Source organism: Actinokineospora spheciospongiae (assembly GCF_000564855.1).
Lineage (GTDB): Bacteria > Actinomycetota > Actinomycetes > Mycobacteriales > Pseudonocardiaceae > Actinokineospora > Actinokineospora spheciospongiae.
Window position 1 is genome coordinate 42,909 of sequence record NZ_AYXG01000027.1, and the last position, 22,843, is coordinate 65,751.

Consider the following 22,843-nt stretch of genomic DNA (forward strand, 5'->3'; position numbering starts at 1 on the left):
TCCTCGGATGGGCAGGGTTTCGGACGAGACCGGGTGCTCAGCGGGCGACGCTGAGCACGAGCTTCCCGGTGGTGCGGTCGGACTCGCCGACCTCGTGCGCCTTGGCCACCTCGGCCAGCGGGAAGACCTGGTCGACGTGCACCCGCAGGTCGCCGCGGTCGACCATCCGCGCCAGCGCTTCGAGGCCCTGGTGGTCGGGTTCGACGAGGAACGGGCTGACCCGCACCCCGCGCGCCTCGGCGGCCGCGGCCAGCTCGGGGCTGATCAGGCCGATGGTCAGGATCAGCAGCCCCCCGGGGCGCAGGGTGTCCAGCAGCGGGATGGTGTGCGGGCCGCCGAGCAGGTCGAGCACGACGTCCTGCCCGCGCACGGTCTGCCCCACCTCGACCTGCGTGTAGTCGACCGCGTCGTCCACACCCAGGGAGGCGAGGAAGTCGTGCTTGGCGGAACGGGCGGTGCCGGTGACGATGGCGCCGCGGGCGTGCGCGATCTGCGCGGCCAGGTGCCCCACCCCGCCCGCGGCGGCGGTGACCAGCACCTTGCTGCCCGCGCCGATCCCGGCCACGTCGACCAGGGTCTGCCAGGCGGTCAGCCCCGCCATCGGCAGCGCCCCCGCCTCGACCATGCTCAGCCCGGCGGGTTTGCGGGCGAACTGCCGGGCCGGGGCGGTCACGTACTCGCCGTAGGCCCCGGCCTGCCGGGGGAACCACAGCAGGCCGAACACCTCGTCGCCGGGGGAGAAGCGGGTCACCCGGGGACCGGCCTCGACCGTGCCCGCCACGTCCCAGCCCTGCACGAACGGGTGGGCGCCGAGGCCGCCGGTGGGGAACACCCCGCCGCGGACCTTCCAGTCCACCGGGTTCACCCCGGCCGCGTGCACCTTCACCAGCACCTCGGTGGGCAGCGGTGCGGGCCGGTCCACCTCGGCGGCGGCGAACACCGCCCCCGCCTCCCCGGCCGCGGTGGTCCGCATGACGGTCATGCGCTCGCTCATGTCGTTCCTCTTCGTGTCTGTGTTGTCATGCGGGGTTGTCCTGCGGGGTTGTCACGGTGCGGGCACCGCGAGCGGGAGGCGGTCCCAGCCGCGCCGGTCCGCGTGCGCGGCGAGCACCGGGTCGTCGCCCACGACGACCGGGTGCCCGACCAGCTCCAGCACCGGCAGGTCGGAGTCGTGGTCGCCGTAGGCGGTGCAGTCGGCCAGGTCGACCCCGCGTTCCCAGGCCAGTTCCCGGGCGGCCACGGCCTTGCGCGCGCCGACGACGGGGTGTGCGACCGCGCCGGTGTAGCGGCCGTCGCGCACCTCAGGTTCGGTGCACAGCACCGCGTCGGCGAGGACGAGCCGGGCCAGCGGGCGCAGGCACGGCGGGAACGAGCCGGACAGCAGCACCACCGCCTCGCCCGCCGCCCGGTGGGCGCGCAGCCTGGCCAGCACCGACGGCACGAACAGCCCGCCCGCGGCGTGCTCGGCGTCGAACCACCGCCTGCCCACCGCCGCCAGCTCCTCCACCGGGCGTCCCGCGAAGTTGGCGAAGAAGGCCCGGTTGGCCTCCTCGCGGGACGCCCCGGCCGCCTTGAGCGCGCCCAGCGCCGCCAGCCGCGCGTCGAACTCCGACGGCGGGTGGCCGCGCTCGGCCAGGTCGAAGGCCAGGAACCGGAAGATGCTGGTGACGGTGATCAGCGTGCCGTCGACGTCGAAGAAGGCCAGGCCGCGCGCCACGGTCAGCGGGTCTTGGCGTCGAGGTAGGCCAGCGCCTCGCCGAGCGGCTGGTCGTGGCGCAGGTCGCCCTCGGGGATGACGACCCCGTACTCCTTCTGCATCCACAGCGCGATCTCCATCAGGTGCAGCGAGTCGAGGCCGATGTCCTCGAAGGTGCGCTCCAGCCCCAGCTCGGCGACCGGCAGCTCGGCCTTCGCCGCGACCAGCTCGACGACCCGGGTATTGACAGTTGTGTCCATGTGCGACTCCCCTTGGTGTTCTTCTGCTTACAGGGCGGCCAGGTCAGGCCATTCCAGGGTGATGGCGCCCCAGGTGGCGCCGCCGCCGAACGCGGTCAGCACCACCCGGTCGCCGGGGGCCAGCCGCCCGGCGCGCGCGGCGTCGTCGAGGGCCAGCGGGATGGAGGCGGCGGCGGTGTTGCCGACGCTGTCGACGTTGACGAACGCCCGCTCCCCGGGCAGGTCGAGCTGGTCGGCCACCGCGTGCAGGATGCGCACGTTGGCCTGGTGGCCGACCAGCCAGTCGACCGAACCGGGGTCCCAACCGGTCCGGCGCAGCACCGTCCGCGACGACTCGGTCATCCGGTTGACGGCGTTGACGAACACCGTCCTGCCCTGCATCTTCATGAAGTGGTCGGTCGGCCCCGGCTCGACCCCGGACGTGCGCTGCCGCGATCCCCCGGCGGGCACGACGATCAGGTCGGCCAGGTCGCCGTCCGCGCCGAGGTCGAACGCCAGCAGCGCGCCCCGGTCGGACTGGTGCCCGGCGGTGAGCACGACCGCCCCGGCGCCGTCGCCGAAGATCGGCGCGGTGTTGCGGTCGTCCGGGTCGATGATGGTGGTGAACGCCTCCGCGCCCACCACCAGCACCCGGTCCGCGGTGCCCAGCGAGATCAGCCCGGCCGCGGTGGCCATGGCGTAGAGGAACCCGGAGCACACCGCGGCGACGTCGAACGCCGGGATCGGGCCGAGCCCGAGCCCGCTGGCCACGGTGGGCGCGGTCGCCGGGCACGGGTGGTCCGGGGTGGTGGTGGCCAGCACCAGCGCGTCGACGGACTCCACGCCCGCCGACTTCAGCGCCCGGCGCCCGGCCTCCACGGCCAGGTCGCTGGTCGCGGTGCCGACCCCGACCCGGCGGCGTTCGCGGATGCCGGTCCGCGAGCGAATCCACTCGTCGGAGGTGTCCATCCGCGCGGCCAGCATGTCGTTGGTGACGACCTGCTCGGGCACGGTGGAGCCGATGCCGGTGAGGACTGCGGCGCGCCCCATGCGGTGTTCTCCTCTGCTGCTGGTTCTGGCGGGGGCGTCAGACCGCGGAGCCGACGGCCCAGGCGCGGTCGGTCTCGATGGTCATGTCGACCGCCTTGTACTCCTGCTGCGCCTTCTCGATGGCGGTGTGCACGTCCATCACCGGGGTGAAGTCGAAGGTGTCGACGATGCCGTTGAGCCGCTGCACGAGGGTGCCGCCGATGACGTGGCGGGGGATGCCCAGCTCGTCGATGGCCTTGGCGATGCCCTCGTCGGCCAGCCGCCGGAACCGCTCGTTGACCGGGCGGTGCCCGTCCTTGGCCAGCTCCAGCTCGTTGGGCAGGTGCACGAACGCGTCGTAGGTGTTCTTCACGTGCTCCTTGATGGCCACGCCGAGCTGGTCCATGACCTGCTCGAAGAACAGCATCTCCGGGGTCTTCTCCACGGTCTCGACGTCGCTGAGGTGCACCGAGTCGTTGGGGTTGATGCCGACGATCACCCGCACCGCGCCGTAGAGCCACTCCTGCAACGAGGAGCCGTCGGAGACGAAGCCGTTGACCAGGTGGCTCTCGTGGGTGACCCGCTCGACGTGCCTGCGCACGATGAGCTGGATCAGCTCCGCGCCGTTGCACTGCTCCAGGGTCTTGCCCGGCACCGCGAACGGCAGCAGCTCGCGCATGGTGCGCGCCCGGGTGCGCTCGATGCCGATGTAGTGCGACAGCGCGTAGGAGGTGAGGGTCTTGCCGGAGGAGTACGTGCCGGAAATGGCGAGCTTCATGGGTTTCCTTCTCTGGTGGGGGTTTGTCAGACGCCGCGCGGCAGCGAGTGCGCGACCGCGCAGGTGAACCGCACGCCGCCGAGTTCGGCGACGACGTCGGCGGTGCGCCACACGCCGCCGCCCATCTCGATCAGGTTGGGGTCGCGCAGCTCGGTCAGCAGCGGCAGCGGCCCGCCGACCGGGCGGACGGGGTGGGCCACTTCAAGGGTGGTGCTGCGCATCCACAGCGTGTTGCTCGCGCTGCGGCGCATGGAGTCCAGCTCGTAGAGCAGCACCTGGGCCAGTTGCAGGCCGGTGGCGAACGCGTCGACCATGGTGGCCGCGGGCTGGTAGGCGCCCTCGATGCCCTCCTCGGCGCCCGCCGGGGTCAGCTCCACCGCGGCGGTGGCGCGCAGCGCGGGCAGGTCCAGCGCCAGGTCGTCGACGCGGTGCCCGCCGCGGGTGAAGCCGGTGCCGTAGTAGCGGCTCGCGGCCGGGCCGAGCAGCACGTCCGGGCTGCCGTAGGTGTCGCGGCCGGGGCGGACCTCGCCGCCGGGGTGCTCCACCTCGCAGCGCACCCGCATCGACCCGACCGCGCAGTCCACCACGGACACCGTGCCGCACAGCGAACCCGGTTCCTCGCGGGTGGACACCAGCCGCGCGGCCAGGCCCAGCTCGCGCAGGTCCTCCTCCGGGCTCTGCCCGGCCCGGATCGCCACCTTCCGCACCCACATCGCCCGGTGCTGCTCCGGGGTGGGCAGGAACGCGCGCACCAGGACCAGCTCGCTGAGCTGCACGCCGAACAGGATCGCGTCGATCGTGCTCAGGTGCGGGCGCAGGTCCACGCCCGCCGACTTCTTCGACCAGTCGGCCGGGTAGCCCAGGCCGACGTGCGTGCCGACCGAGGCGGCGGCCGGGTCGAGGACCAGCGCCGAGACCGGGCCGAAGGTGTACTCGACGCGCTTGTACCCGGCGGAGAAGAAGCGCTTGGCGCCGTCGCCGAGGTGGTCGTCCACAGTGGTGTGGGCTAAGGCGGGGTTGGTCATGGGTGGAACTCCCAACGGCGTGCGAACGCCTAGGTGGGTCGGGGAAGTGAGGTGGTGGCAGCGGCCGGGAGCCGGTGTCGGGCCGCGGCGGCGGGCTGCTGGTGCGACGCTAACAGGACCGGCGGCCCCGTTGCCTGCGTCGGTTTGTACGGGGCAAGGCCATACGGGTACTCCCAGCACCACCGTGACCCCCGCCACAACCCGTGGCGGGCGGGCGGCGGCGCCTACATAGCCTGGCGTCCCCGGACGCGTCCGTCGATCTGGGACAGATCCCTTGGAGGTTTCGGTGACCGCAGAACTGTTCCCGGTCGAGGTGCAACCCGGTTACGCCGACGAGCAGCTAATCGCCAAGCTGGGCATCACCATCGTCGAGTGCCGCCCCGGCCTGGTCGTCGGCACGATGCCGGTCACCGGGAACCGGCAGCCGGTCGGGATCATGCACGGCGGCGCCAACGCCGCGTTCGCCGAGACGCTGGGGTCCTTCGCGGCCTGGCTGCACGCCGGTCCCGGCGGGCAGGCGGTCGGGCTCGACCTGTCGTGCACCCACCACCGCTGGGTCGCCTCCGGGCTGGTGACCGGGGTCGCCACGGCGCTGCACGAGGGCCGCTCCAGCGCCACCTACGAGGTCGTCATCACCGACGAGGACGACCGGCGCACCTGCACCGCCCGGCTCACGTGCGCGATCAGCAGGCGGGTGCGCCGTTCGGCGGGTGGGCGCGCGCCCGTTCGGCCCCGGGTCTGAGGGTCCATTTCGGACATCGCGGACCGGGTTGATCACTGTCGGTCGCCGGATCACCCGGCAGCGCAAACTGCCCCCGGCGGTACTGGTACCACCGGGTGGGGGGTTCGGCGCGGCCTGGCACGGCGGCACCCGGGGGCGGGATGATCGGGGGTGAAGTCCATCCCCGTGGAGGTCCCGTGGCCAAGACAGCGTCCGCACCCCGTCGCGCCGAGCCCGGGGCGGGGATGTCGGAGCGGATGGTCGCGCTGTTCGCCGTCGCGGGCGGGCTGGCGGTCGCGAACATCTACTACGCCCAGCCGCTGCTCACCGCCATCGCCGCCGAGTTCGGCGTGGGCAGCGCGACCGCCGCGCTGCTGGTCACCGTCACCACCGCCGGGTACGCCCTCGGGCTGGCGCTGGTGGTGCCGCTGGCGGACGTGCTCAACCGCAGGCGGCTGGTCGTCACCCTGCTCTCGGTGGTCGCCGCCGTGCAGGCCGCGTCCGCGTTCGCCCCGTCGGTCGGGGTGCTGACGGCGATCTCGGCGGTGCTGGGCGTCTCCGCGGTCGTGGCGCCGCTGATGGTCGCCTTCGGTGCCACGCTCGCCGACGACCGGCAGCGCGGCCGGGTCACCGGGACGGTGATGAGCGGGGTCCTCATCGGTGTCCTGCTGGCGCGCACCGGCGGCGGGCTCATCGCCGAGGTCGCGGGCGACTGGCGGGCGGTCTACCTGGTCGCGGCCGTGCTGATGGTGGTGCTCGCCGCCGTGCTGCACCGGACCCTGCCGGACGTGCCGGTGGCCACCCGGATGCGGTACCCGGCGCTGCTGCGCTCGGTCGTGTCGATCGTCCGCGAGGAACCGGTGCTGCGGCTGCGCTGCGCCTACGGGTTCCTGTGCTTCGCCGGGTTCAGCGCTTTCTGGGCGTCCTCGGCGTTCCTGCTGGCGGGGGAGCCGTACCGGTTCGGCGAAGCGGTGATCGGCGCGTTCGGGCTGCTCGGCGCGATCGGCGCCTACGCCGCCAGGGTCACCGGCCGGTTCCTCGACCGCGGCTGGGAGAAGGCCACCACCGGGACGCTGCTGGTGCTGCTGCTGCTGAGCTGGGGCGTGCTCGCCCTCGGCGGCGGCACCTGGCCGGTGGCGCTGGTCGTCGGCGTGCTGCTGCTCGACCTGGCCGTGCAGGGCGTGCAGGTGACGAACCTGGGCACCGTGTACGCGCTGCGGCCGGAGGCGCGCAGCCGCATCACCATGGCCTACACCGGCACCTACTTCCTCGGCGGCGCGGCGGGCTCGGCCCTGTCCGGGGCCGCCTACGCCGCGGCGGGCTGGCCCGCCGTCTGCCTCGTCGGCGCCGTCCTGGCGCTGGCCGCGGTCGTGCTCTGGGCCATTCAGACGCTGCGCCGCACCCGTTGACCACATTCCCGTCACCGCTGTGTGTCGATTGTGACGCGTGAATAACAAATCGAACGGACAGTCATTTATCCTGGGCTCCGGCGCGCGGTCGTTGGGCCGATTGTGATTGCTGCACAAACTTAAATACGCCTGGTGATCGGCCGATTACCAGATGCACTGCGGCTTGACAAGCACCCGTTCCGGGGGTGATGCTCGGTCGCATGGCAAAAAGTGGGGGAAACAGTCGGCAGCGGGAAGAGTTGGGGCACTTCCTGAAGACCCGGCGTTCACGATTATCGCCGACTGATTTCGGATTGTCCGTTTCAGCGGGCAGGCGGCGCACGCCCGGCCTGCGCCGCGAGGAGGTCGCCGTGCTCGCGGGCATCGGCACGTCCTGGTACACCTGGCTCGAACAGGGCCGCGACATCAACGTGTCGGAATCGGTGGCCAGGGCGATCGGCCGGGCGCTGTGCCTGGACCGGTCGGAAGTTCGCTACCTGTACCAGTTGCTGGGGATCACCCCACCGCAGCCGACGGTCGCCGTGGGGGAGCGCACGACCGTCGACCTGCGGCACGTGGTGGACGAGTGCCTGCCCAGCCCGGCGCTGGTGGTCGACAGCCTGTGGAACCTGCTCGGGTTCAACGCCTCGGCCGCACTGGTCTTCGGGTTCACCCCCGAAGACCGCAATCTATTGATCAGCTTCTTCACCAACCCGGAGATCTGGTCGCGCTACGCCGAACCGGAACTGATGGCCCGAATGGCCGTCGCCCAGTTCCGCATCAGCGCCGCGGGGCACTACGACGACCCGCTCTTCAACAATGTGGTCACCACCCTGTGCGAACAGAGCCCGCAGTTCGCCGCGCTCTGGTACAGCCACGAGGTGCTCGACTCCAGAATGCGCCACAAAGAGGTCAATCATCCCACCGTCGGGCGTCTGGTCTTCGACACCCACTCCTGGCAGTTGGACGGCCCGGAACAGATCCGCATGTTCCTGCACATCCCGCGCAGGCACTCCGACACCCGGCGCAAGCTCGAATGCCTCCTCGACCAGCACGCCCGCGAACACGCCCTCCCGGAGCGCGTGACCGCGTGACCCCGGCGACCGGCGCGGCTCGCACCGCCACGGCCGCGCCGGTCACCGCCACCCCGCTGGGCGGGAACGGGTTGCGCGTGTGGAACCCCGTGGTCCGCCCGGCCCGGTCCATCAGCTCCGACAGCGCGGGCAGGTCGTAGTCCAAGTCCGCCTGCCGCGCCCGGCTGCCCGCCGGTCTTTGTGGGGTGCCCGGCTGGGTGGATGTGCTTGGCCGGGGCCCCTACGGCGATCATGCGGCCCAGCGTGACAGGGTGGGGTTGAAGGGATGCCCCACCGCCCGGGCAGGCTTGCACATGATCGCCACCCCCGACCAAACACATCCACCCACCCGGGCAGGGGCGTAGCCGGGCCTGCGGTTGCGAGGGTGGTCGGCGGCTGCGCCGGTGGGGTTTGCGTGGCTGGTGGCCGGGTCGGCGGTTGGCGGGGTGGCTGAGCAGGTTGGGGGCAGGTCCTGGGCCGCGCGCACCACACCGTGTCCCGCCCGCCGCCGCGCCCCGCGGGAATGCCCGTCGTCGCACGGGAAGTCTCCGGTCTGCTCCGGTCGGGAGGGCGGTGACCGGCCTGCTGGGAGGGGCGCGGGGTCCCCCGGGTCGGGTGGGCAGGCAGAATGGGGCGCTGCGTGGCCAGTCGGAGTGGCCGGTCGGACGAGGGGAGTGGCAGCGGTGGGACAGGGTGAACTGCGCGGGGTCGTCGCCATGGACGGACCCTCGGGCACCGGCAAGTCCACCGTGGCCCGCGGGTTGGCCAGGGCGCTGGGGGCCGGCTACCTCGACACCGGGGCGATGTACCGGGTGGTGACGCTGGCCGTCCTGCGCGCCGGGGTGGACCCCGCCGACAGCGCGGCCGTGCTGCGCGTGGCCGAGGGCGTCGACCTGGGCATCGGCACCGACCCGGGTGGGTCGGCGGTGCTGCTGGGCGGCGAGCCGGTCGACGCGGAGATCCGCGGGCCCGAGGTCACCGCCGCGGTGTCCGCGGTGTCGGCGGTCGCCGGGGTGCGCGACCTGCTGGTCTCCCGGCAGCGGCGGATCATCGGGGAGAGCCGCGCCACCCTGGGCGGCATCGTCGTCGAGGGCCGCGACATCGGCACCGTCGTCGCCCCCGAGGCCCCGCTCAAGGTCTACCTCACCGCCTCCGCCGACGCCCGCGCCGCCCGGCGCACCGCGCAGGACTCCGCCGAGGGGCGCGTCTCCACTGTGGACGCGACCAAGGCCGACGTGCAGCGCCGCGACACCTTCGACTCCACCCGCGCGGTGTCCCCGCTGCGGCCCGCGGTCGACGCCGTCGAGGTCGACACCACCGACCTGGGCATCGACGCCGTGCTGGCCCAGTTGCTGGAGATCGTGCGCGAGCGCGGCCTGTGCGGGGCCGAGCGGTGAGCCGCGAGCAGGTCCCGGACCTGCCGCCCGACGCGCTGCCCCGGCTGCACGACCTCGCCAGGCTCGCGGCGGGCCACCTGCACCGCCCGGCGTTCCGCACCCGGGTGCACCACCGCGACCGGGTGCCGGGCACCGGGCCGGTCGTGCTGGTCGCCAACCACAGCTCCCTGCTGGAGCCGCAGCTCATCTTCGGAATGCTGCCGCGCCGCTCGGTGTTCCTGGTCAAGAGCGAGCTGTTCCGCGGCCCGCTCGGCCGGGCGCTGCGCGGCATCGGGCAGATCCCGGTGCGCCGCGGCACCCCGGACCGGGCGCCGCTGATGTCCGCCGTGCGCGTGCTGCGCGGTGGCGGCCTGGTCGGCGTCTTCCCCGAGGGCACCCGCGGGGCGGGCGACGTGTCCGCCGCCGAGCAGGGCGCGGCCTGGCTGGTGCGCACCACGGGGGCGCGCGTCCTGCCGGTCGCCAGCCGCGGCACGCACCGGCCCGCGGGCTCCCCGCGGCGCTTGCGCCCCGTCGTCGACCTGCTGGTCGGCGAGCCGTTCGACCTGGAGGTCGGCAAGGGGCGCACCGGCCTGACCCGGGCCACCGAGACCATCCGGGGCCGCCTCGCGGACCTGGTGCGCGAACTCGACGAGCGGCGCCAGCCCTCGTCCCAGCAGAACAAGGCGACACGATGACTGATCCAGACGGTGTGCTCGACGGCACCTGGTCCGACGAGTCCGACTGGGCCGCCCTGGCCGACTCCTTCGACGAGGGCGCGGCCGACGACGCGGTGGCCGTGCCCGTCCTGGCCATCGTCGGACGACCGAACGTGGGCAAGTCCACCCTGGTCAACCGCATCCTCGGCCGCCGGGAGGCGGTGGTGCAGGACATCCCCGGCGTGACCCGCGACCGGGTCGCCTACGACGCGCTGTGGGCGGGCAAGCGCTTCACCGTCCTGGACACCGGCGGTTGGGAACCGGGCCTGGAGGGCCTGCCCGGCGCGATCGCCGCCCAGGCCGAGTACGCCATGCAGCACGCCGACGCGGTGGTCGTCGTGGTCGACGCCACGGTCGGGGCCACCACCACCGACGAGGCCGTGGCCAAGGTCCTGCGCCGCTCCAAGCAGCCGGTCATCCTGGTCGCCAACAAGGTCGACGACGACCGCCTGCTCGCCGACACGGCCGCCCTGTGGTCCCTGGGCCTTGGCGAGCCGTTCCCGGTCAGCGCCCTGCACGGCCGCAACTCCGGCGACCTCCTCGACGCCATCCTCAAGGCCCTCCCGGAGACCCCCCGGGAGCGCTTCGGCGCCGTCGGCGGCCCCCGCCGGGTGGCCCTGGTCGGCAAGCCCAACGTGGGAAAGTCCAGCCTGATGAACCGGCTGACCGGCGAGAACCGCTCGGTGGTCGACTCGGTCGCGGGCACCACGGTCGACCCGGTGGACTCCCTGGTGGAGCTGGACGACCAGCTCTGGCGCTTCGTGGACACCGCGGGCCTGCGCAAGCGGGTCAACTTCGCCAGCGGCACCGAGTACTACGCGTCGTTGCGCACCAAGGCCGCCATCGAGTCCGCGGAGGTGGCGATCGTGCTGCTCGACGCGGCGGAGCCGATCGCCGAGCAGGACCTGCGGGTGCTGACGATGGTGGTGGAGTCGGGTCGCGCGTGCGTGCTCGCCTTCAACAAGTGGGACCTGGTCGACGAGGACCGGCGCAACCAGCTCGAGAAGGAACTCGACCGGGGCCTGGTCCGCGTCCCGTGGGCCGAGCGGGTCAATGTCTCGGCGCTGACCGGCCGGGCGGTCCGCAAGCTGGCCCCGGCCCTGCGCAACGCCCTGGAGTCGTGGGACACCCGCATCTCCACCGGGCAGCTCAACTCGTGGCTGGCCGACCTGATCGCCGCCACCCCGCCCCCGGTGCGCGGCGGCAAGCAGCCCAAGATCCTCTTCGCCACCCAGGCGCAGACCCGGCCGCCCACGTTCGTGCTGTTCACCAGCGGGTTCCTGGAGGCGGGCTACCGCAGGTTCATCGAGCGCAAGCTGCGCGAGCAGTTCGGCTTCACCGGCAGCCCGGTCCGCATCTCGGTCCGCGTCCGGGAGAAGAAGCAGCGCAAGAAGTGATCCACCGACCGCCACCGGCCTCCTGGGCCGGTGGCGGTCACGGTTCACCGGCCCAGCGCGTGCTCCCGCACCAGCTCGGCCGTCCGCTCGGGCCGCTCCCACCAGAACAGGTGCCCGACCCCCTCGAAGACCTCCAGCCGGGCCCCCGGGATCAGGCTCGCCACGTGGTCGCCGTTCTTGGGGGTGATCATCTCGTCCTCGGTCCCGTGGACCACCAGGGTCGAGGCCCGGACGTCGGCCAGCCCCGCCACCGAGTCGTGCTGCAACGCGGCCTGCATCTGCAGGGCGATCACCGGCGCGGGCACCTGCTCGGAGAGCACGGCCTCGACGAACCGCTCGAACTCGGCCTCGTCCGCCCGGAACCCGGGGGACAGGTTCGCCTCGTACCCGGCCCGCAGGGACTTGCTGACGTCGCGGGTGGCGGCGGCGGTCATCATCCGGACCGGCCCCGGCCCGTCCAGCGCCCCGCCGTCGGGCCCGGCGTAGGTGCAGCCCAGGACCAGCGACCGCACCCGCTGCGGGTGCGCCACGACCAGCTCCTGGGCCACCATCCCGCCGAGGGAGATCCCCAGCACGTGCGCCGAGTCCCAGCCCAGCCCGTCGAGGACCCCCACGGCGTCCTCGGCGAGGTCGCGCACGGTGAACGGCTCGTCGACCCGCCCGCCCCCGGCGACCCCGCGGTGGTCGAACGCCACCACGTCGAAGTCCCGGGCGAGCAGGGACAGGAACTCCTCGCCCCACAGCCCGTGGTGCCCGGCCATCCCCTGGATCAGCAGCAGCGGCTCACCGGCCCCACGCCGCACGTAGGTCAACTCACGCCCACCGACCGCCACGACCGCCACGACACGCTCCCCGCTGAGCTGACACCCCGGACCCGCCCAGGCTAAGCCCCCACCCCACCCCTGTCCGTGTCACCCACGCCACACGCCCGCCCGATCTTCCGCCCGACCTCGGGAATACCGGGTGCCCCCGCGGCGCTGACTCCCCAGGACAGGTGCAGGTGATGGCGTGGGAGGTACCAGGTGGCACAGAGCCCGGACGAGCTGTTCGAGGTCGACTCCGACGTCCCCGACCTGGACGGGACGGTCCTGCTGCACCACTTCGACGGCTTCATGGACGCCGGTTCGGCCGGGTCCACGCTGGTCGAACACCTCCTGGAGGTCCACGAGCACCGGGTGATCGCCCGCTTCGACGTCGACGACCTGATCGACTACCGCGCCCGCCGCCCCCCGATGACCTTCGACACCGACCACTGGCAGGACTACGCCGCCCCCGAACTGGCGGTCCACCTGGTCCACGACGCGGCGGGCACCCCGTTCCTGCTGCTGACCGGCCCGGAACCGGACCGCCGCTGGGAGGCCGTCGTGGCCGCCGTGCGCACCCTGGTCGAGCGGTGGGGGGTCCGGCTGACCGTGGGCGGCCACGGCATCCCGATGGCCGTCCCGCACACCCGCGAGCTGTCGGTCATCTCCCACGCCACCCGGCCCGAACTGGTCGCCGAGAAGGCCCCGTTCAGCCGCGTGCAGGTCCCGGGCAACCTCTCGGCGCTGCTGGAACTGCGCCTCGGGGAGGCGGGCCACGACGCCCTGGGCTTCGCCGCCTACGTGCCGCACTACCTCGCCCAGACCACCTACCCCACCGCGGCCGTCGGCCTGCTGGAGGCGGTGACGGCCGCGACCGGCCTGGTCCTGGGCACCGACGCCCTCCGCGAGACGGCCAAGCGGACCGACGCGGAGATCACCCGCCAGGTCGCCGAGTCCGCGGAGGTCGTGCAGGTGGTCGAGGCGCTGGAGCAGCAGTACGACGCCTACGCCGAGAGCACGCAGAACCTGCTGATCGCCGAGGGCGAGCCGGTGCCGAGCGCGGACGAGCTGGGCGCGGAGTTCGAGCGCTTCCTCGCCGAGCAGCCCCGCGACTGACCCTGGTCCACCTCCGCCGCGGGTCGTGTTGACACCCGCGGCGCGAACCCGCGCCCGCACGGGGGAACACCTTCGCAGTTGATCTCCGCCCGCAATGCAATACACTCGCATTGCGAAAGGGGGCCCGATGCCGAAGAAGGTCGACCACCAGGAGCGGCGGGAGCAGATCGCGGCGGCGGTCTGCGGGCTCGCGGCCAGGCAGGGGCTCGACGCCGTCACCCTGCGGCAGGTCGCGGCCGAGGCCGGGGTGTCCATGGGGCGGGTGCAGCACTACTTCGCCGGCAAGGACGAGATGCTGCTGTTCGCGTTCCGCGCGATCAGCGACCGGGTGGAGCGGCGCATCGCCGAGGCGGTCACCGCCCTCGGGCCGGACCCGAGCGCGCGGGACGTGGTCCGGGCGCTGCTGGGGGAGCTGCTGCCGCTGAGCACGGCGGCCAGGGACGAGGCGCCCGCGTTGACCGCGTTCCTCGCCAGGGCGGTGGTCGAGCCCGCGCTGGCCGAGTCCCTGCGCGAGGGCGGTGCGGGTCTGCGCGGGTTCATCGCCGAGAAGATCCGCGCCGTGCCGGGGGAGCGCGACGCGGTGCGGGAGGCCGCCACGCTGACCGCGCTCGTCGACGGCCTGATGACCCAGGTGCTCACCGGGCAGGTCGAGGCCGACCTCGCCGTGGCCGTGCTCGACCTCCACCTGGACCGGATCTTCGGCGGGGGCCCCGGTGCGCGTTGACCGGGACCTGCCCGTGGTCGCCGCCGACGGCACCACCCTGCTCGTCGACCACGTCCACCCGGCCGGGCCGAGCCGCGGGGTGGTCGTCTGGATTCGGACTCCCTACGGGCGCGGGCAGATGGCGTCGACGGCCAAGCGGTTCGCCCGCCGGGGCGCGGACGTGCTCATCGAGGCCGCGCGCGGGACCGACGGCTCGGGCGGCGCGTTCGACGAACTGGGCCACGACCCGGCGGACGCGCCCGCCGTACTCGGCTGGCTGCGGGCGCAGGCGTGGTTCCCGGGGGTCATCGTCACCTGGGGGCTCAGCGCGATCGGTCGGGCCGGTTGGTCCCTGGCCGGGGCGGAGGTCCCCGAGTGGCGGCTGGCGATCCTCCAGGACACCCCGTCGGAACTGCGGGACGGGCTGGTCTTCCCCGGTGGCGTGTTCGCGGGCGCGGTCGTGCTCGGGTTCGTCCACACCGTCGAGTGGCAGGCCGACCACCCGGGGGCCTCGCTGCTGCGCGGCATGGTCGCCTCCGTCCGCGGTGCGCGCCGGTCGAAGCGGGTGCTCGCCGAACTGCCCCTCGGCACGGCCGACGAACGCCTCCTCGGGCGCCGCTCCACCCAGTTCCGGGAGTGGCTCGCCCGCGAGGGCGACGACGGGTACTGGGAGCGGCTCGACCTGCGCGCGGGCGCACCCGGGATGCCCGACCTGGTGCACCTGGCCACCGGCTGGCACGACTTCTGCCTGTCCTCGACGCTCGCCGACCACGCCGCCCTGCGCGCCGCGGGCAAGCGCGTGCGCCTGGTCGTCGGCCCCTGGTACCACGGCCGCGGCGCGGTGGACCGGGCCTACCGCGACGACGTCGACGCCTGGGTGGACGCCGCGACCCGCGGCGCCGACCCACCGGAGGGCGCACCGGTCCGGGTGCACGTCGGCGGCGGCGGCGGGTGGCGGGACCTGCCCGACTGGCCACCGCCCGGCCACCCGCCCACCGACTGGCACCTGCAACCCGGCGGTGGGCTGTCGACGGACCCCGCGCCGGAGTCGCCGCCGGACCGCTACCGCTACGACCCGGCCGACCCCACCCCCGCCCTGGGCGGGGCGGTGGAGAACTGGGACGGCACGGCGGGCGCCAAGGACAACCGCCCCCTGGAGGCCCGCCCCGACGTGCTCACCTTCACCAGCGCCCCCCTGCGCGCCGACCTCGACGTCATCGGCCCGGTCACGGCCACGGTGCACCTGCGCTCGACCCTCGACCACACCGACCTGGTCCTGCGCCTGTGCGACGTCGCCCCGAACGGCCGCTCCACGAACCTCTGCGACGGCGCGCGCCGCCTCCGCCCGGACGACCCGCCCGCCGACCCCGACGGGACCCGCGTCGTCCCCGTCGACCTCGTCGCCACCGCCCACCGGTTCCGGGCCGGGCACCGCCTGCGGTTGCAGGTGAGCAGCGGGGCGCACCCGCGGTTGGTGCGCAACACCGGCACCGGCGAACCGCAGGCCACCGCGACCACCACCCGCCCGGCGGACCAGGAAATCCTCCACGACCCGGCACACCCCTCGGTCCTGACCCTGCCGACAGCCGGGGTCGCCGAGGAACACCCGACAGCGCAGGACCACCGCTAGTCGACGCGTCGCAGGAACCGCCGTTCGAGCCGCCCGGACGCCGGGTCGCGTTCGACCTCGTCCGTGCCGACCCAGCCCGCCCGCTCGTAGACGCCGATGGCGCGTTCGTTGTCGTCGATCACCCACAGCTCCAGCACCTCGCGGTCGACCTCCCGCGCGTGCTCCTCCACGTCCCGGAGCAGGCGGGTTCCCACGCCGCTGCCCCACGCGTCGGGGTCGACGGCGAGGTAGAACAGCTCCAGCGTCCGCTCGCGGGGCGCGACCAGGGCGAAACCGGCGGGGCGGCCGTCGCGCTGGGCCAGGAGCAGCTTCGCCCCGTCGAGGCTGAGGCGGCGCCTGATGCCCGGCGCGGTGGCCTCGACGGTGGCGGGCTCCGGGTCCCGGTCGCGGTGCGCCTTCGCGCGGGCCCAGATCGCCGCGGCCTCCCGCACCCCGTCCGCGGACACGGCGGTGCTCCCCCCGTCGTGCCTGAGCGCGATCACCTTGCGGCCCACCACGCGCAGCCCCACCGCCACCGCGGCGGCCTCCGCCTCGCGCGCCCACGAGTCCAGCTCCGCACCATCCACTTCGGACCCCCTCGGTGTGGAGAGGCTCACGCTCCACGACTGCTCGTCGTCGCGCCAGAGGGCCAGCGACCGCGGCGCCGCGCCCCCGGTGTCGCGGGCGCCGAAGCAGGCGTCCTCGTGGTCGGTCAGCCTGCCCCTCGGGGACAGGGCGAGCAGTTCGCGCAGCCGGTCCAGCCGCTCCTGGTCCACCGCGCCCGCCAGGTCCACCCGCAGCCTGCGCTGGAGTCCCGCCACCCGCCCCACCTCCGTGCCCGACGTCCCCGGTGGTCGGGCCGTGTCCGACCAGGACCGCGAACCCGATTCGCGCGGTCGCGAACGGAACCCCACCAGCACAAGCGACTCTACCGCGCTTCCCCGACGCCCCGGGGAGTTGTCCACAGGCCCTAGTGTTCCGGCAGCAGCACCGGTGCGATGTCGTCGAAGACGTCGCCCGGGCCGGGGTTGTCCGGGTGGGTGTTGCCGCCGAGGTGGTCCAGCACGCCCCACACCGCGTTCAGCGCCGTCGTCACCGCCCCCTCGGCGAAGCCCGCCGTCCAGGAGATGTCGTCGCCCGCCAGGAACAGGCCGCGCTGGGTGGGGGGCAGGTCGTGTTGGCGGAAGTGGGTGAAGAGCCTGCGCTGGTAGCGGTAGTGGCCGGGGAGGTTGGCCTTGAAGGCGCCCATGAAGTTCGGTTCGGACTCCCAGGTGACCGCGACCGGCGGGCCCACGACGTGCGAGCGGATGTCGACGTCGGGGTAGACCTCGGCGAGGCGGGTGAGCAGGACCTCCAGGCGTTCGGCGGCGGGCAGGGACAGCAGTTTGAGGGAGTCGTCGTTCCAGGTGTAGGACAGGCACATGACCCCGGGCTGGTCCGGGCCGTCGTCGAACAGGTAGACGCCTCGGGGGCAGCGGTCGGTGAGGGTCATGCCCATCGCGTCGTGGCCGGTGGTCGGGTCGGTGTCGCGCCAGAACGGGCGGTCGGTGAGGACGAACAGCTTGGAGGAGCCCATGTAGTGGGTCCGTTCGATCGCTGTCCACAGTGGAGCGGGGAACAGGTCGGGGTCGCAGGCGACGCGGCTGAGCAGGGTCCACACGTGCGGGGTGTAGACCACGGCGGGGTAGTGCTCGGTGGTGCCGGAGGCGTCGGTGACCGCGATGGTGTCGCCCGTGCGGCGCAGGGCGGTCACCGCTCCCCTCGGGGTGCCGCCGTGCAGGTGCGCCAGCGAGGTGCCCGCCTCGGGGGCGACGCGGTTCCACAGCCCGTCCGGCAGGCGCTGGGCCCCGCCCGTGATGCCCACGTGGTCGTCGTCGGCGTGGGTGTAGATGACCCGCAGGACCTCCAGGATGGAGTTCGGGAAGTCGGTGTCCCAGCCGCCGGCGCCGAAGCCGACCTGGCCGAACAGCTCCCGGTGCCGGAACGAGGCGAAGCTGGGCGCCGACGCCAGGAACCCGTAGAACGACTGGTCGTCCAGGCGGACCACCAGCCGGTCCCACAGCGCCTTGATCAGGGCGGTGTCGCGGCGGCGGATGGCCTGCTCCATGGTGGGCAGGTCGGCCAGCTCGTGCAGCGCCTTGGCCCACGCGTCGGCCACCTCCCGGTACACCGCGGGCAGGTCGGCCAGGGTCTTCGCCCGGTGCGTCACGCCCTCCAGGTGCACCACCGTGCTCGGCGTGCCAGGGGCCAGCGGGTTCGGGAACGGGCGGGTGGGCAGGCCCAGGGCGTCGACGTAGTGGAACAGGGCCGTCGCCGAGCGGGGGAAGCGCATGGCGCCGATGTCGGCGGTGCGGGTCGGGTCGGCGGGGAAGGGCACCGAGCGCATCCGCCCGCCCAGGTCGCCCGCCTCGTACACCACCGGGCGCAGGCCCAGGCGCAGCAGTTCGTGCGCGGCGACCAGACCGGCCACGCCCGCGCCCACCACGGCCACGGGGGTGCCCGCCCGGTCCTCGGGGAGCGCGCCCAGCCCGGCCGGGTGGGCCAGCCAGTCGTCGTAGGGGAAGGGGAAGTCGGGCCCGAACATGGTGATCGGGGTGTCGCCTGGCATCACGGCCGGTTCTCCGCTGCGGTCGGTGCGGCCTCGACCAGCCCCCGGTACAGCTCGGGGCGGCGGTCCCGCAGGTACGGTGTCGTCGCGCGGGCGGCGGCGAGCTCGGCCGGGTCGACGTCGGCGACGACCAGCTCCTCGGCACCGCCCGCCCCGGCGGTGACGCGGCCGTGCGGGCCGACCACGCGGGTCAGGCCGCAGAAGTCCAAGCCGCCGCGCGCGCCGACCCAGTTGGTGTAGGCGATGTGCAGTTGGCTCTCGAAGGCGCGCGCGGGCACCAGCACCTCGGCGACGAACTCCCACGGTCGCATCAGCGCGGTCGGGACCACCAGCAGCTCGGTGCCCGCCAGCGCGTGCGCGCGCACCGCCTCGGGGAACTCGACGTCGTAGCAGACCAGCAGGCCGACCGACAGCCCGCCGAGTTCGGCGCGCACCACCGGTTCGCCACCCGCGGTGAACACCGACCGGTCCACCGAGCCGTAGAGGTGCGCCTTGTCGTAGGTGGCCAGGACCTCGCCCGTCCCGGACACCAGGGTCGCGGCGTTGCGCACACCGTCGTGCGCCCGCCTCGGCCACCCGAACACGATCGCCACCCCGGTGTCCGCGGCGATGCCCGCCACGGCCGCGGTCGGGTCCTCGGCGACGTCGCCGCGCACCGGGTAGCCCACAGTGGACATCTCGGGGGTCACCAGCAGCTCCGCCCCGGCCGCGCGGGCGTCGGCGGCGGCGCGGGCGATCCGCTCCAGCAGCCCCGGACCGTCCCGCCGTGGGGACTCGGCTTGCCAGCAGGCGATCCTCATGGCTCGGTGTCCTCCCGGGCGGTGGATGCGGCGAGCGTATGGCGGTGCGGGGGCGGCGAACCCCCTATCCGGCCCCTACCCGACCGGTGTCGGTGGCCCGTGGCCTTCTCGGGTTCTCAGGCCCGGTTCCCCTTGGGAGATTGGGCGTCCACGACAGACGAACGACAGGGGGAGGGACAACCGTGTTCCGCAGAAGGACTCGCGGTGCGGCACTGGTGGCCGCCGCCACCGCGGTGCTGGCCGCCGCGGCGCCGGTGGACGCCGCCGCCGCACCGAGGACCGTGGTGCTCGCCACCGGGCTGGACCGCCCGGTCGAGGTGGTCACCGACCGCTGGGGCGTGCCGCACGTCTACGCCGCCAGCGCCGCCGACGCCTACCTGGCCCAGGGGTTCGCCGTGGCCGCCGACCGCCTCTTCCAGCTCGACCTGGGCCGCCGCCGCGGCCTGGGCACGCTGGCGGAGGTGCTGGGCCCCGCGCACGCCGAGCGCGACCGCGCCGCCCGGCTCTTCCTCTACCGGGGGGACATGGCCCGCGAGTGGGCCGCCTATGGGCCCGAGGCCAAGACCGCGGCCACCAGGTTCGCCGCGGGCATCAACGCCTACATCGACTGGGTGGAGCGCAACCCGGCCGCGCTGCCGCCGGAGTTCGGGCTGCTCGGGCACCGGCCCGCCCGGTGGTCGGCCGAGGACGTGGTGCGCATCCGCACCCACGCCCTGACCCAGAACCTCAGCAGCGAGGTCACCCGGGCCAGGGTGGCCTGCGCCGCCGGGGTGCGGGCCGACCGGGTGCGGTTGCGGTTGCAGCCCGAGCACGACCTCGCGGTGCCCGACGGGTTCGACCCGTGCTCGCTGCCCGCCGACGTGCTGGCCACCTACGAGCTGGCCACCGGGTCGGTCGCGTTCACCGGGACCGGCGTCACCGCGCTGCCCGCCGCCCCGGCCTCGGCCGAGGGCAGCAACAACTGGGCCATCGGCCCCGGGCGCACCACCACCGGCCGCCCCATCCTGGCCAACGACCCGCACCGCACCCTGGGCTCACCGTCCACCCGGTACCTGACCCACCTGTCCGCGCCGGGGCTCGACGTGATCGGCGCGGGCGACCCGGCCGCGCCCGGCATCGCCGCCGGGCACAACGGCACCGCCGCGTTCGGCCTCACGGTGTTCCCGGTCGACCAGGAGGACCTCTACGTCTACCAGCTCGACCCCGCCGACCCGACCCGGTACCGCTACGGCGACGGGTGGGAGCGCATGCGCACCACCACCGAGCGGATCGCGGTGCGCGGCGAGGCACCCCGCGACGTCGAGCTGTCGTTCACCCGGCACGGCCCGGTGATCCGGGTCGACGCGGTCGAGGGCGTGGCGTACGCGGTGCGCACGGCGTGGCTGGAGCCGGGCACCGCCGGGTACCTGGGCAGCCTGCGCCTGCTGCGCGCGGGCGGGTACGCGGAGTTCGTCGAGCAGGCCCGCGCGTGGGGCGCCCCGGCGGAGAACCTGGTCTACGCCGACACCTCCGGCGACATCGGCATGGTGTCGGTCGGCCTGGCACCCAAGCGGGTCGGCTACGACGGTCTGCTGCCGGTGCCCGGTGACGGGCGCTACGAGTGGAACGGCTTCGTCGACGGCGCCGCCCTGCCGCAGACGGCGAACCCGCCGCGGGGTTTCGTCGCCAGCGCCAACCAGTACAACCTGCCCGAGGGCTACCCGGTCGAGGGATTGTCCTACGAGTGGAACAACCCGTCGCGGTACGAGCGGATCGTGGAGGTGCTGGGCGGGAAGCGGAAGTCGTCGGTGGCCGACTCGGTCGCCCTGCAATCGGACCGGCTGTCCATCCCGGCGCGGCGGCTGACCGCCGTGCTCGCCGGGCTGACCGGCACCGACCCGGACGCCACGGCCGCGCTGGACCTGCTGCGCGGCTGGGACGCGGTGATGACCGAGGACACCGCCGCGGGCGCGCTGTTCGAGACGTGGGTGTCGCGCTACCTCGGCCCCGCTTTCGTGCGCACGGTCGCCCCCGCCGCGCTGCCGCACGTGCTGCAACCGGACAACGCGGTGCTGGTGTCGGCGGTCGAGGACCCGGTGCCGTGGTTCGGTTCCACCGCCGTTCGCGATCAACTCGTCCTCGCCACCCTGGCCGCTGCCCACCGCGACCTGGCCGCGACCCTCGGCCCGGACCGCGCCGCTTGGCGCTGGGGTTCCCTCCAGACCACGACGTTCACCCACCCCCTGTCAGCCGTGCGCGGTGACACCGAGTGGAACGTCGGCTCCTTCCCGCGCGGCGGCGCCTGGTACACGGTCGACGCGTCGGTCTACCACCCGGTGACCCGCCAGCAACTGCTCGGCGCGTCCTTCCGCATGGTCCTCGACGTGGGCGGCTGGGACCGGTCCCGCGTCGTCAACACCCCCGGCCAGTCCGGCGACCCGCGCAGCCCGCACTACCGGGACCTGGCGGACCGGTGGCAGGCGGGGGAAACGGTGCCGCTGCTGTACTCCCGGGGCGCGGTGCTGCGCAACGCCGAACGGGTGACCGTGCTGCTGCCCGGCAGGCGCTGAGACCACGAGGACCAGCCCCGGCCCGGGGCTGGTCCTCGTCGGCGGCCGTTACCAGCGCAGCAGGCTCAGACCGATGGCCATGCCGCCACCGAAGGCGGCCAGCAGCACGGTCTCGCCCGGTCGGAAGCTGTCCCGGGCGGCGGCCAGGGTGATCGGCACCGACGCGGCACCGGTGTTGCCGTACTCGGCGACCGTGTGGTGCGACCGGGCGTTGGGCAGCCCGAGGGTGGGGAACACCTCGTCGAGCATCCGCAGGTTCGCCTGGTGCGGCACGAAGTGGTCGACGGCCTCCCCGGGAACACCGTGCTCGGCCAGGAAACCGGCCACCGCGGCGGGCAGCTCGGCGGCGACGAACTCGCGCACGCCCCGCCCGTCCATGGTGAACCAGTGCTCGCCTGCCAGCAGCGAGTCCTTGCTCGGCGGGATGCGGCTGCCCCCGGCCGGGACCCCGATCATCCCGTGCAGGTCGCCCCGGCTGGTCAGTCCGGTGGCCAGCACACCCCGACCCGGTTCGACCGGGCCGAGCACCACCGCGCCCGCCCCGTCGCCGAACAGCGCGGCGGTGCGCCGGTCAGAGGGGTCGACGATGCGGGTGTAGATGTCCACCCCCACCACCAGCGCGTAACCGCCGGGCCGCAGCATGGCGCGCGCGGTCTCCAGCGCGAACACGAAGCCGCTGCACACGGCGTTGACGTCGAAGGCCGCCGCCCCGGTGGCACCGATCAGGTGCTGCACCAGGCTGGCCGTCGGCGGCTGCGGCGAGTCCGGTGTGGACGTGGCCACCACCACCAGCGACAGCCGGTCGGCGGGGACACCGCTGTCGCGCAGTGCTTCCCGGGCCGCGCGGGCCGCCAGGTCGGAGGACGCGTCCTCCTGGGCGGCGCGGCGGCGGGCCAGCACCCCGGTCTTGCGCTCGATCCACCCCGGTTCCACCCCGGCCGCCGCGGCCACGGTCTCGTTGTCCAGCACCTCGTCGGGCAGGTGGGCGCCGCATCCCAGCAGCCCCACCCCGGGCGCGCTCGTGGTCGCCATGGTCCTCCCCGCAGCCGGGTTCCGCGCCGGCGCGGTACGCCGGTCCGCGGCGGGACGGTACCCACGGCCCGGGTGCCCGATAACCCCTAAGCGCGGTTCCGGGTTCCGGGCGCCCGTGTAGGGGGTCGGGACCCGCCGGTCCCGCGATAGCTTGCGGCCACGGGGTTCCGGTCCCGCCGCGGCCA

22 protein-coding genes are annotated in these 22,843 nt (G+C 74.0%); 11 read left to right on the top strand and 11 right to left on the bottom strand.

Annotated features, from left to right (window positions below; all coding sequences use genetic code 11):
* Positions 1-37 precede the first annotated feature (37 nt).
* The 6 genes from UO65_RS03405 to UO65_RS03430 are packed head-to-tail and all read right to left on the bottom strand — an operon-like array spanning position 38 to position 4,767.
* Positions 38-994 (bottom strand): NADP-dependent oxidoreductase, encoded by a 957-nt coding sequence (locus UO65_RS03405; RefSeq protein WP_035278616.1) that lies wholly within the window; start codon positions 992-994, stop codon positions 38-40.
* A 51-nt stretch (positions 995-1,045) separates the two neighbouring features.
* Complete coding sequence (locus UO65_RS03410; protein ID WP_035278617.1) at positions 1,046-1,717, bottom strand: HAD family hydrolase; 672 nt, start codon at positions 1,715-1,717, stop codon at positions 1,046-1,048.
* Positions 1,718-1,719: 2 nt separating this feature from the next.
* The gene (locus tag UO65_RS03415; RefSeq protein ID WP_035278618.1) at positions 1,720-1,956 is read right to left on the bottom strand and encodes an acyl carrier protein; all 237 of its coding nucleotides are present in this window, start codon (positions 1,954-1,956) and stop codon (positions 1,720-1,722) included.
* 27 nt (positions 1,957-1,983) lie between these two features.
* Entirely contained in the window at positions 1,984-2,985 is a 1,002-nt protein-coding gene (locus UO65_RS03420; protein WP_035278619.1) for a beta-ketoacyl-ACP synthase III, read from the bottom strand.
* Positions 2,986-3,022: 37 nt separating this feature from the next.
* Positions 3,023-3,742 carry an AAA family ATPase gene (locus UO65_RS03425; RefSeq protein ID WP_035278620.1) on the bottom strand — a complete coding sequence of 240 codons (720 nt, stop codon included), beginning with the start codon at positions 3,740-3,742 and terminating at the stop codon, positions 3,023-3,025.
* Positions 3,743-3,768: 26 nt separating this feature from the next.
* Positions 3,769-4,767, bottom strand: coding sequence for an AvrD family protein (locus tag UO65_RS03430; protein WP_035278621.1), 999 nt, complete (start codon positions 4,765-4,767; stop codon positions 3,769-3,771).
* A gap of 286 nt (positions 4,768-5,053) precedes the next feature.
* On the opposite strand from UO65_RS03430, the gene UO65_RS03435 reads away from it, so the two are divergent.
* The 7 genes from UO65_RS03435 (at position 5,054) to der (ending at position 11,438) form a co-directional block, all read left to right on the top strand.
* Positions 5,054-5,509, top strand: coding sequence for a hotdog fold thioesterase (locus UO65_RS03435; protein WP_052020603.1), 456 nt, complete (start codon positions 5,054-5,056; stop codon positions 5,507-5,509).
* Positions 5,510-5,685: 176 nt separating this feature from the next.
* Positions 5,686-6,897, top strand: coding sequence for an MFS transporter (locus UO65_RS03440; RefSeq protein WP_233427426.1), 1,212 nt, complete (start codon positions 5,686-5,688; stop codon positions 6,895-6,897).
* Positions 6,898-7,097: 200 nt separating this feature from the next.
* A complete protein-coding gene (locus UO65_RS03445; RefSeq protein WP_063935874.1) occupies positions 7,098-7,970 on the top strand; it encodes a helix-turn-helix transcriptional regulator in 873 nt (290 codons plus the stop codon).
* Entirely contained in the window at positions 7,967-8,110 is a 144-nt protein-coding gene (locus UO65_RS36535; RefSeq protein ID WP_161784421.1) for a hypothetical protein, read from the top strand. The genes UO65_RS03445 and UO65_RS36535 overlap by 4 nt, the downstream gene beginning before the upstream one ends.
* A gap of 555 nt (positions 8,111-8,665) precedes the next feature.
* The gene (cmk, locus tag UO65_RS03450; protein ID WP_035278678.1) at positions 8,666-9,346 is read left to right on the top strand and encodes a (d)CMP kinase; all 681 of its coding nucleotides are present in this window, start codon (positions 8,666-8,668) and stop codon (positions 9,344-9,346) included.
* Positions 9,343-10,020: a lysophospholipid acyltransferase family protein gene (locus UO65_RS03455; protein ID WP_035278680.1), complete on the top strand. Its 678-nt coding sequence runs from the start codon at positions 9,343-9,345 to the stop codon at positions 10,018-10,020. The genes cmk and UO65_RS03455 overlap by 4 nt, the downstream gene beginning before the upstream one ends.
* Entirely contained in the window at positions 10,017-11,438 is a 1,422-nt protein-coding gene (gene der, locus UO65_RS03460) for a ribosome biogenesis GTPase Der (protein WP_035278624.1), read from the top strand. Before UO65_RS03455 ends, der begins: the two co-directional genes overlap by 4 nt.
* A gap of 44 nt (positions 11,439-11,482) precedes the next feature.
* Here the strand turns inward: der and UO65_RS03465 are convergent, their stop codons facing one another.
* Positions 11,483-12,280 carry an alpha/beta fold hydrolase gene (locus UO65_RS03465; RefSeq protein ID WP_052020607.1) on the bottom strand — a complete coding sequence of 266 codons (798 nt, stop codon included), beginning with the start codon at positions 12,278-12,280 and terminating at the stop codon, positions 11,483-11,485.
* Between the two features lie 180 nt (positions 12,281-12,460).
* Here UO65_RS03465 and UO65_RS03470 point away from each other — a divergent pair, with 180 nt between their 5' ends.
* The 3 genes from UO65_RS03470 (at position 12,461) to UO65_RS03480 (ending at position 15,690) form a co-directional block, all read left to right on the top strand.
* Positions 12,461-13,357, top strand: a complete 897-nt coding sequence (locus UO65_RS03470) for a proteasome assembly chaperone family protein (protein WP_035278626.1) — start codon at positions 12,461-12,463, stop codon at positions 13,355-13,357.
* A gap of 127 nt (positions 13,358-13,484) precedes the next feature.
* A complete protein-coding gene (locus UO65_RS03475; protein ID WP_035278628.1) occupies positions 13,485-14,081 on the top strand; it encodes a TetR/AcrR family transcriptional regulator in 597 nt (198 codons plus the stop codon).
* The gene (locus UO65_RS03480) at positions 14,071-15,690 is read left to right on the top strand and encodes a CocE/NonD family hydrolase (RefSeq protein WP_052020609.1); all 1,620 of its coding nucleotides are present in this window, start codon (positions 14,071-14,073) and stop codon (positions 15,688-15,690) included. The genes UO65_RS03475 and UO65_RS03480 overlap by 11 nt, the downstream gene beginning before the upstream one ends.
* Here UO65_RS03480 and UO65_RS32985 read toward each other — a convergent pair.
* The 3 genes from UO65_RS32985 to UO65_RS03495 form a co-directional block, all read right to left on the bottom strand.
* On the bottom strand, positions 15,687-16,490 hold the full coding sequence (locus UO65_RS32985; RefSeq protein ID WP_052020611.1) for a GNAT family N-acetyltransferase: 804 nt from the start codon (positions 16,488-16,490) through the stop codon (positions 15,687-15,689). The two genes, UO65_RS03480 and UO65_RS32985, sit on opposite strands and share 4 nt — an antisense overlap.
* Positions 16,491-16,639: 149 nt before the next feature.
* Positions 16,640-18,277 carry a flavin monoamine oxidase family protein gene (locus UO65_RS03490; RefSeq protein WP_035278632.1) on the bottom strand — a complete coding sequence of 546 codons (1,638 nt, stop codon included), beginning with the start codon at positions 18,275-18,277 and terminating at the stop codon, positions 16,640-16,642.
* The gene (locus UO65_RS03495; protein WP_035278634.1) at positions 18,277-19,077 is read right to left on the bottom strand and encodes a nitrilase-related carbon-nitrogen hydrolase; all 801 of its coding nucleotides are present in this window, start codon (positions 19,075-19,077) and stop codon (positions 18,277-18,279) included. The genes UO65_RS03490 and UO65_RS03495 overlap by 1 nt, the downstream gene beginning before the upstream one ends.
* A gap of 182 nt (positions 19,078-19,259) precedes the next feature.
* Between UO65_RS03495 and UO65_RS03500 the strand changes: the two genes are divergently transcribed.
* Positions 19,260-21,626 (top strand): penicillin acylase family protein, encoded by a 2,367-nt coding sequence (locus tag UO65_RS03500; RefSeq protein ID WP_035278638.1) that lies wholly within the window; start codon positions 19,260-19,262, stop codon positions 21,624-21,626.
* A gap of 48 nt (positions 21,627-21,674) precedes the next feature.
* On the opposite strand, the gene UO65_RS03505 is transcribed toward UO65_RS03500, so the two are convergent.
* Entirely contained in the window at positions 21,675-22,658 is a 984-nt protein-coding gene (locus UO65_RS03505) for a 3-oxoacyl-ACP synthase III family protein (RefSeq protein WP_035278640.1), read from the bottom strand.
* Between the last annotated feature and the right edge of the window lie 185 nt (positions 22,659-22,843).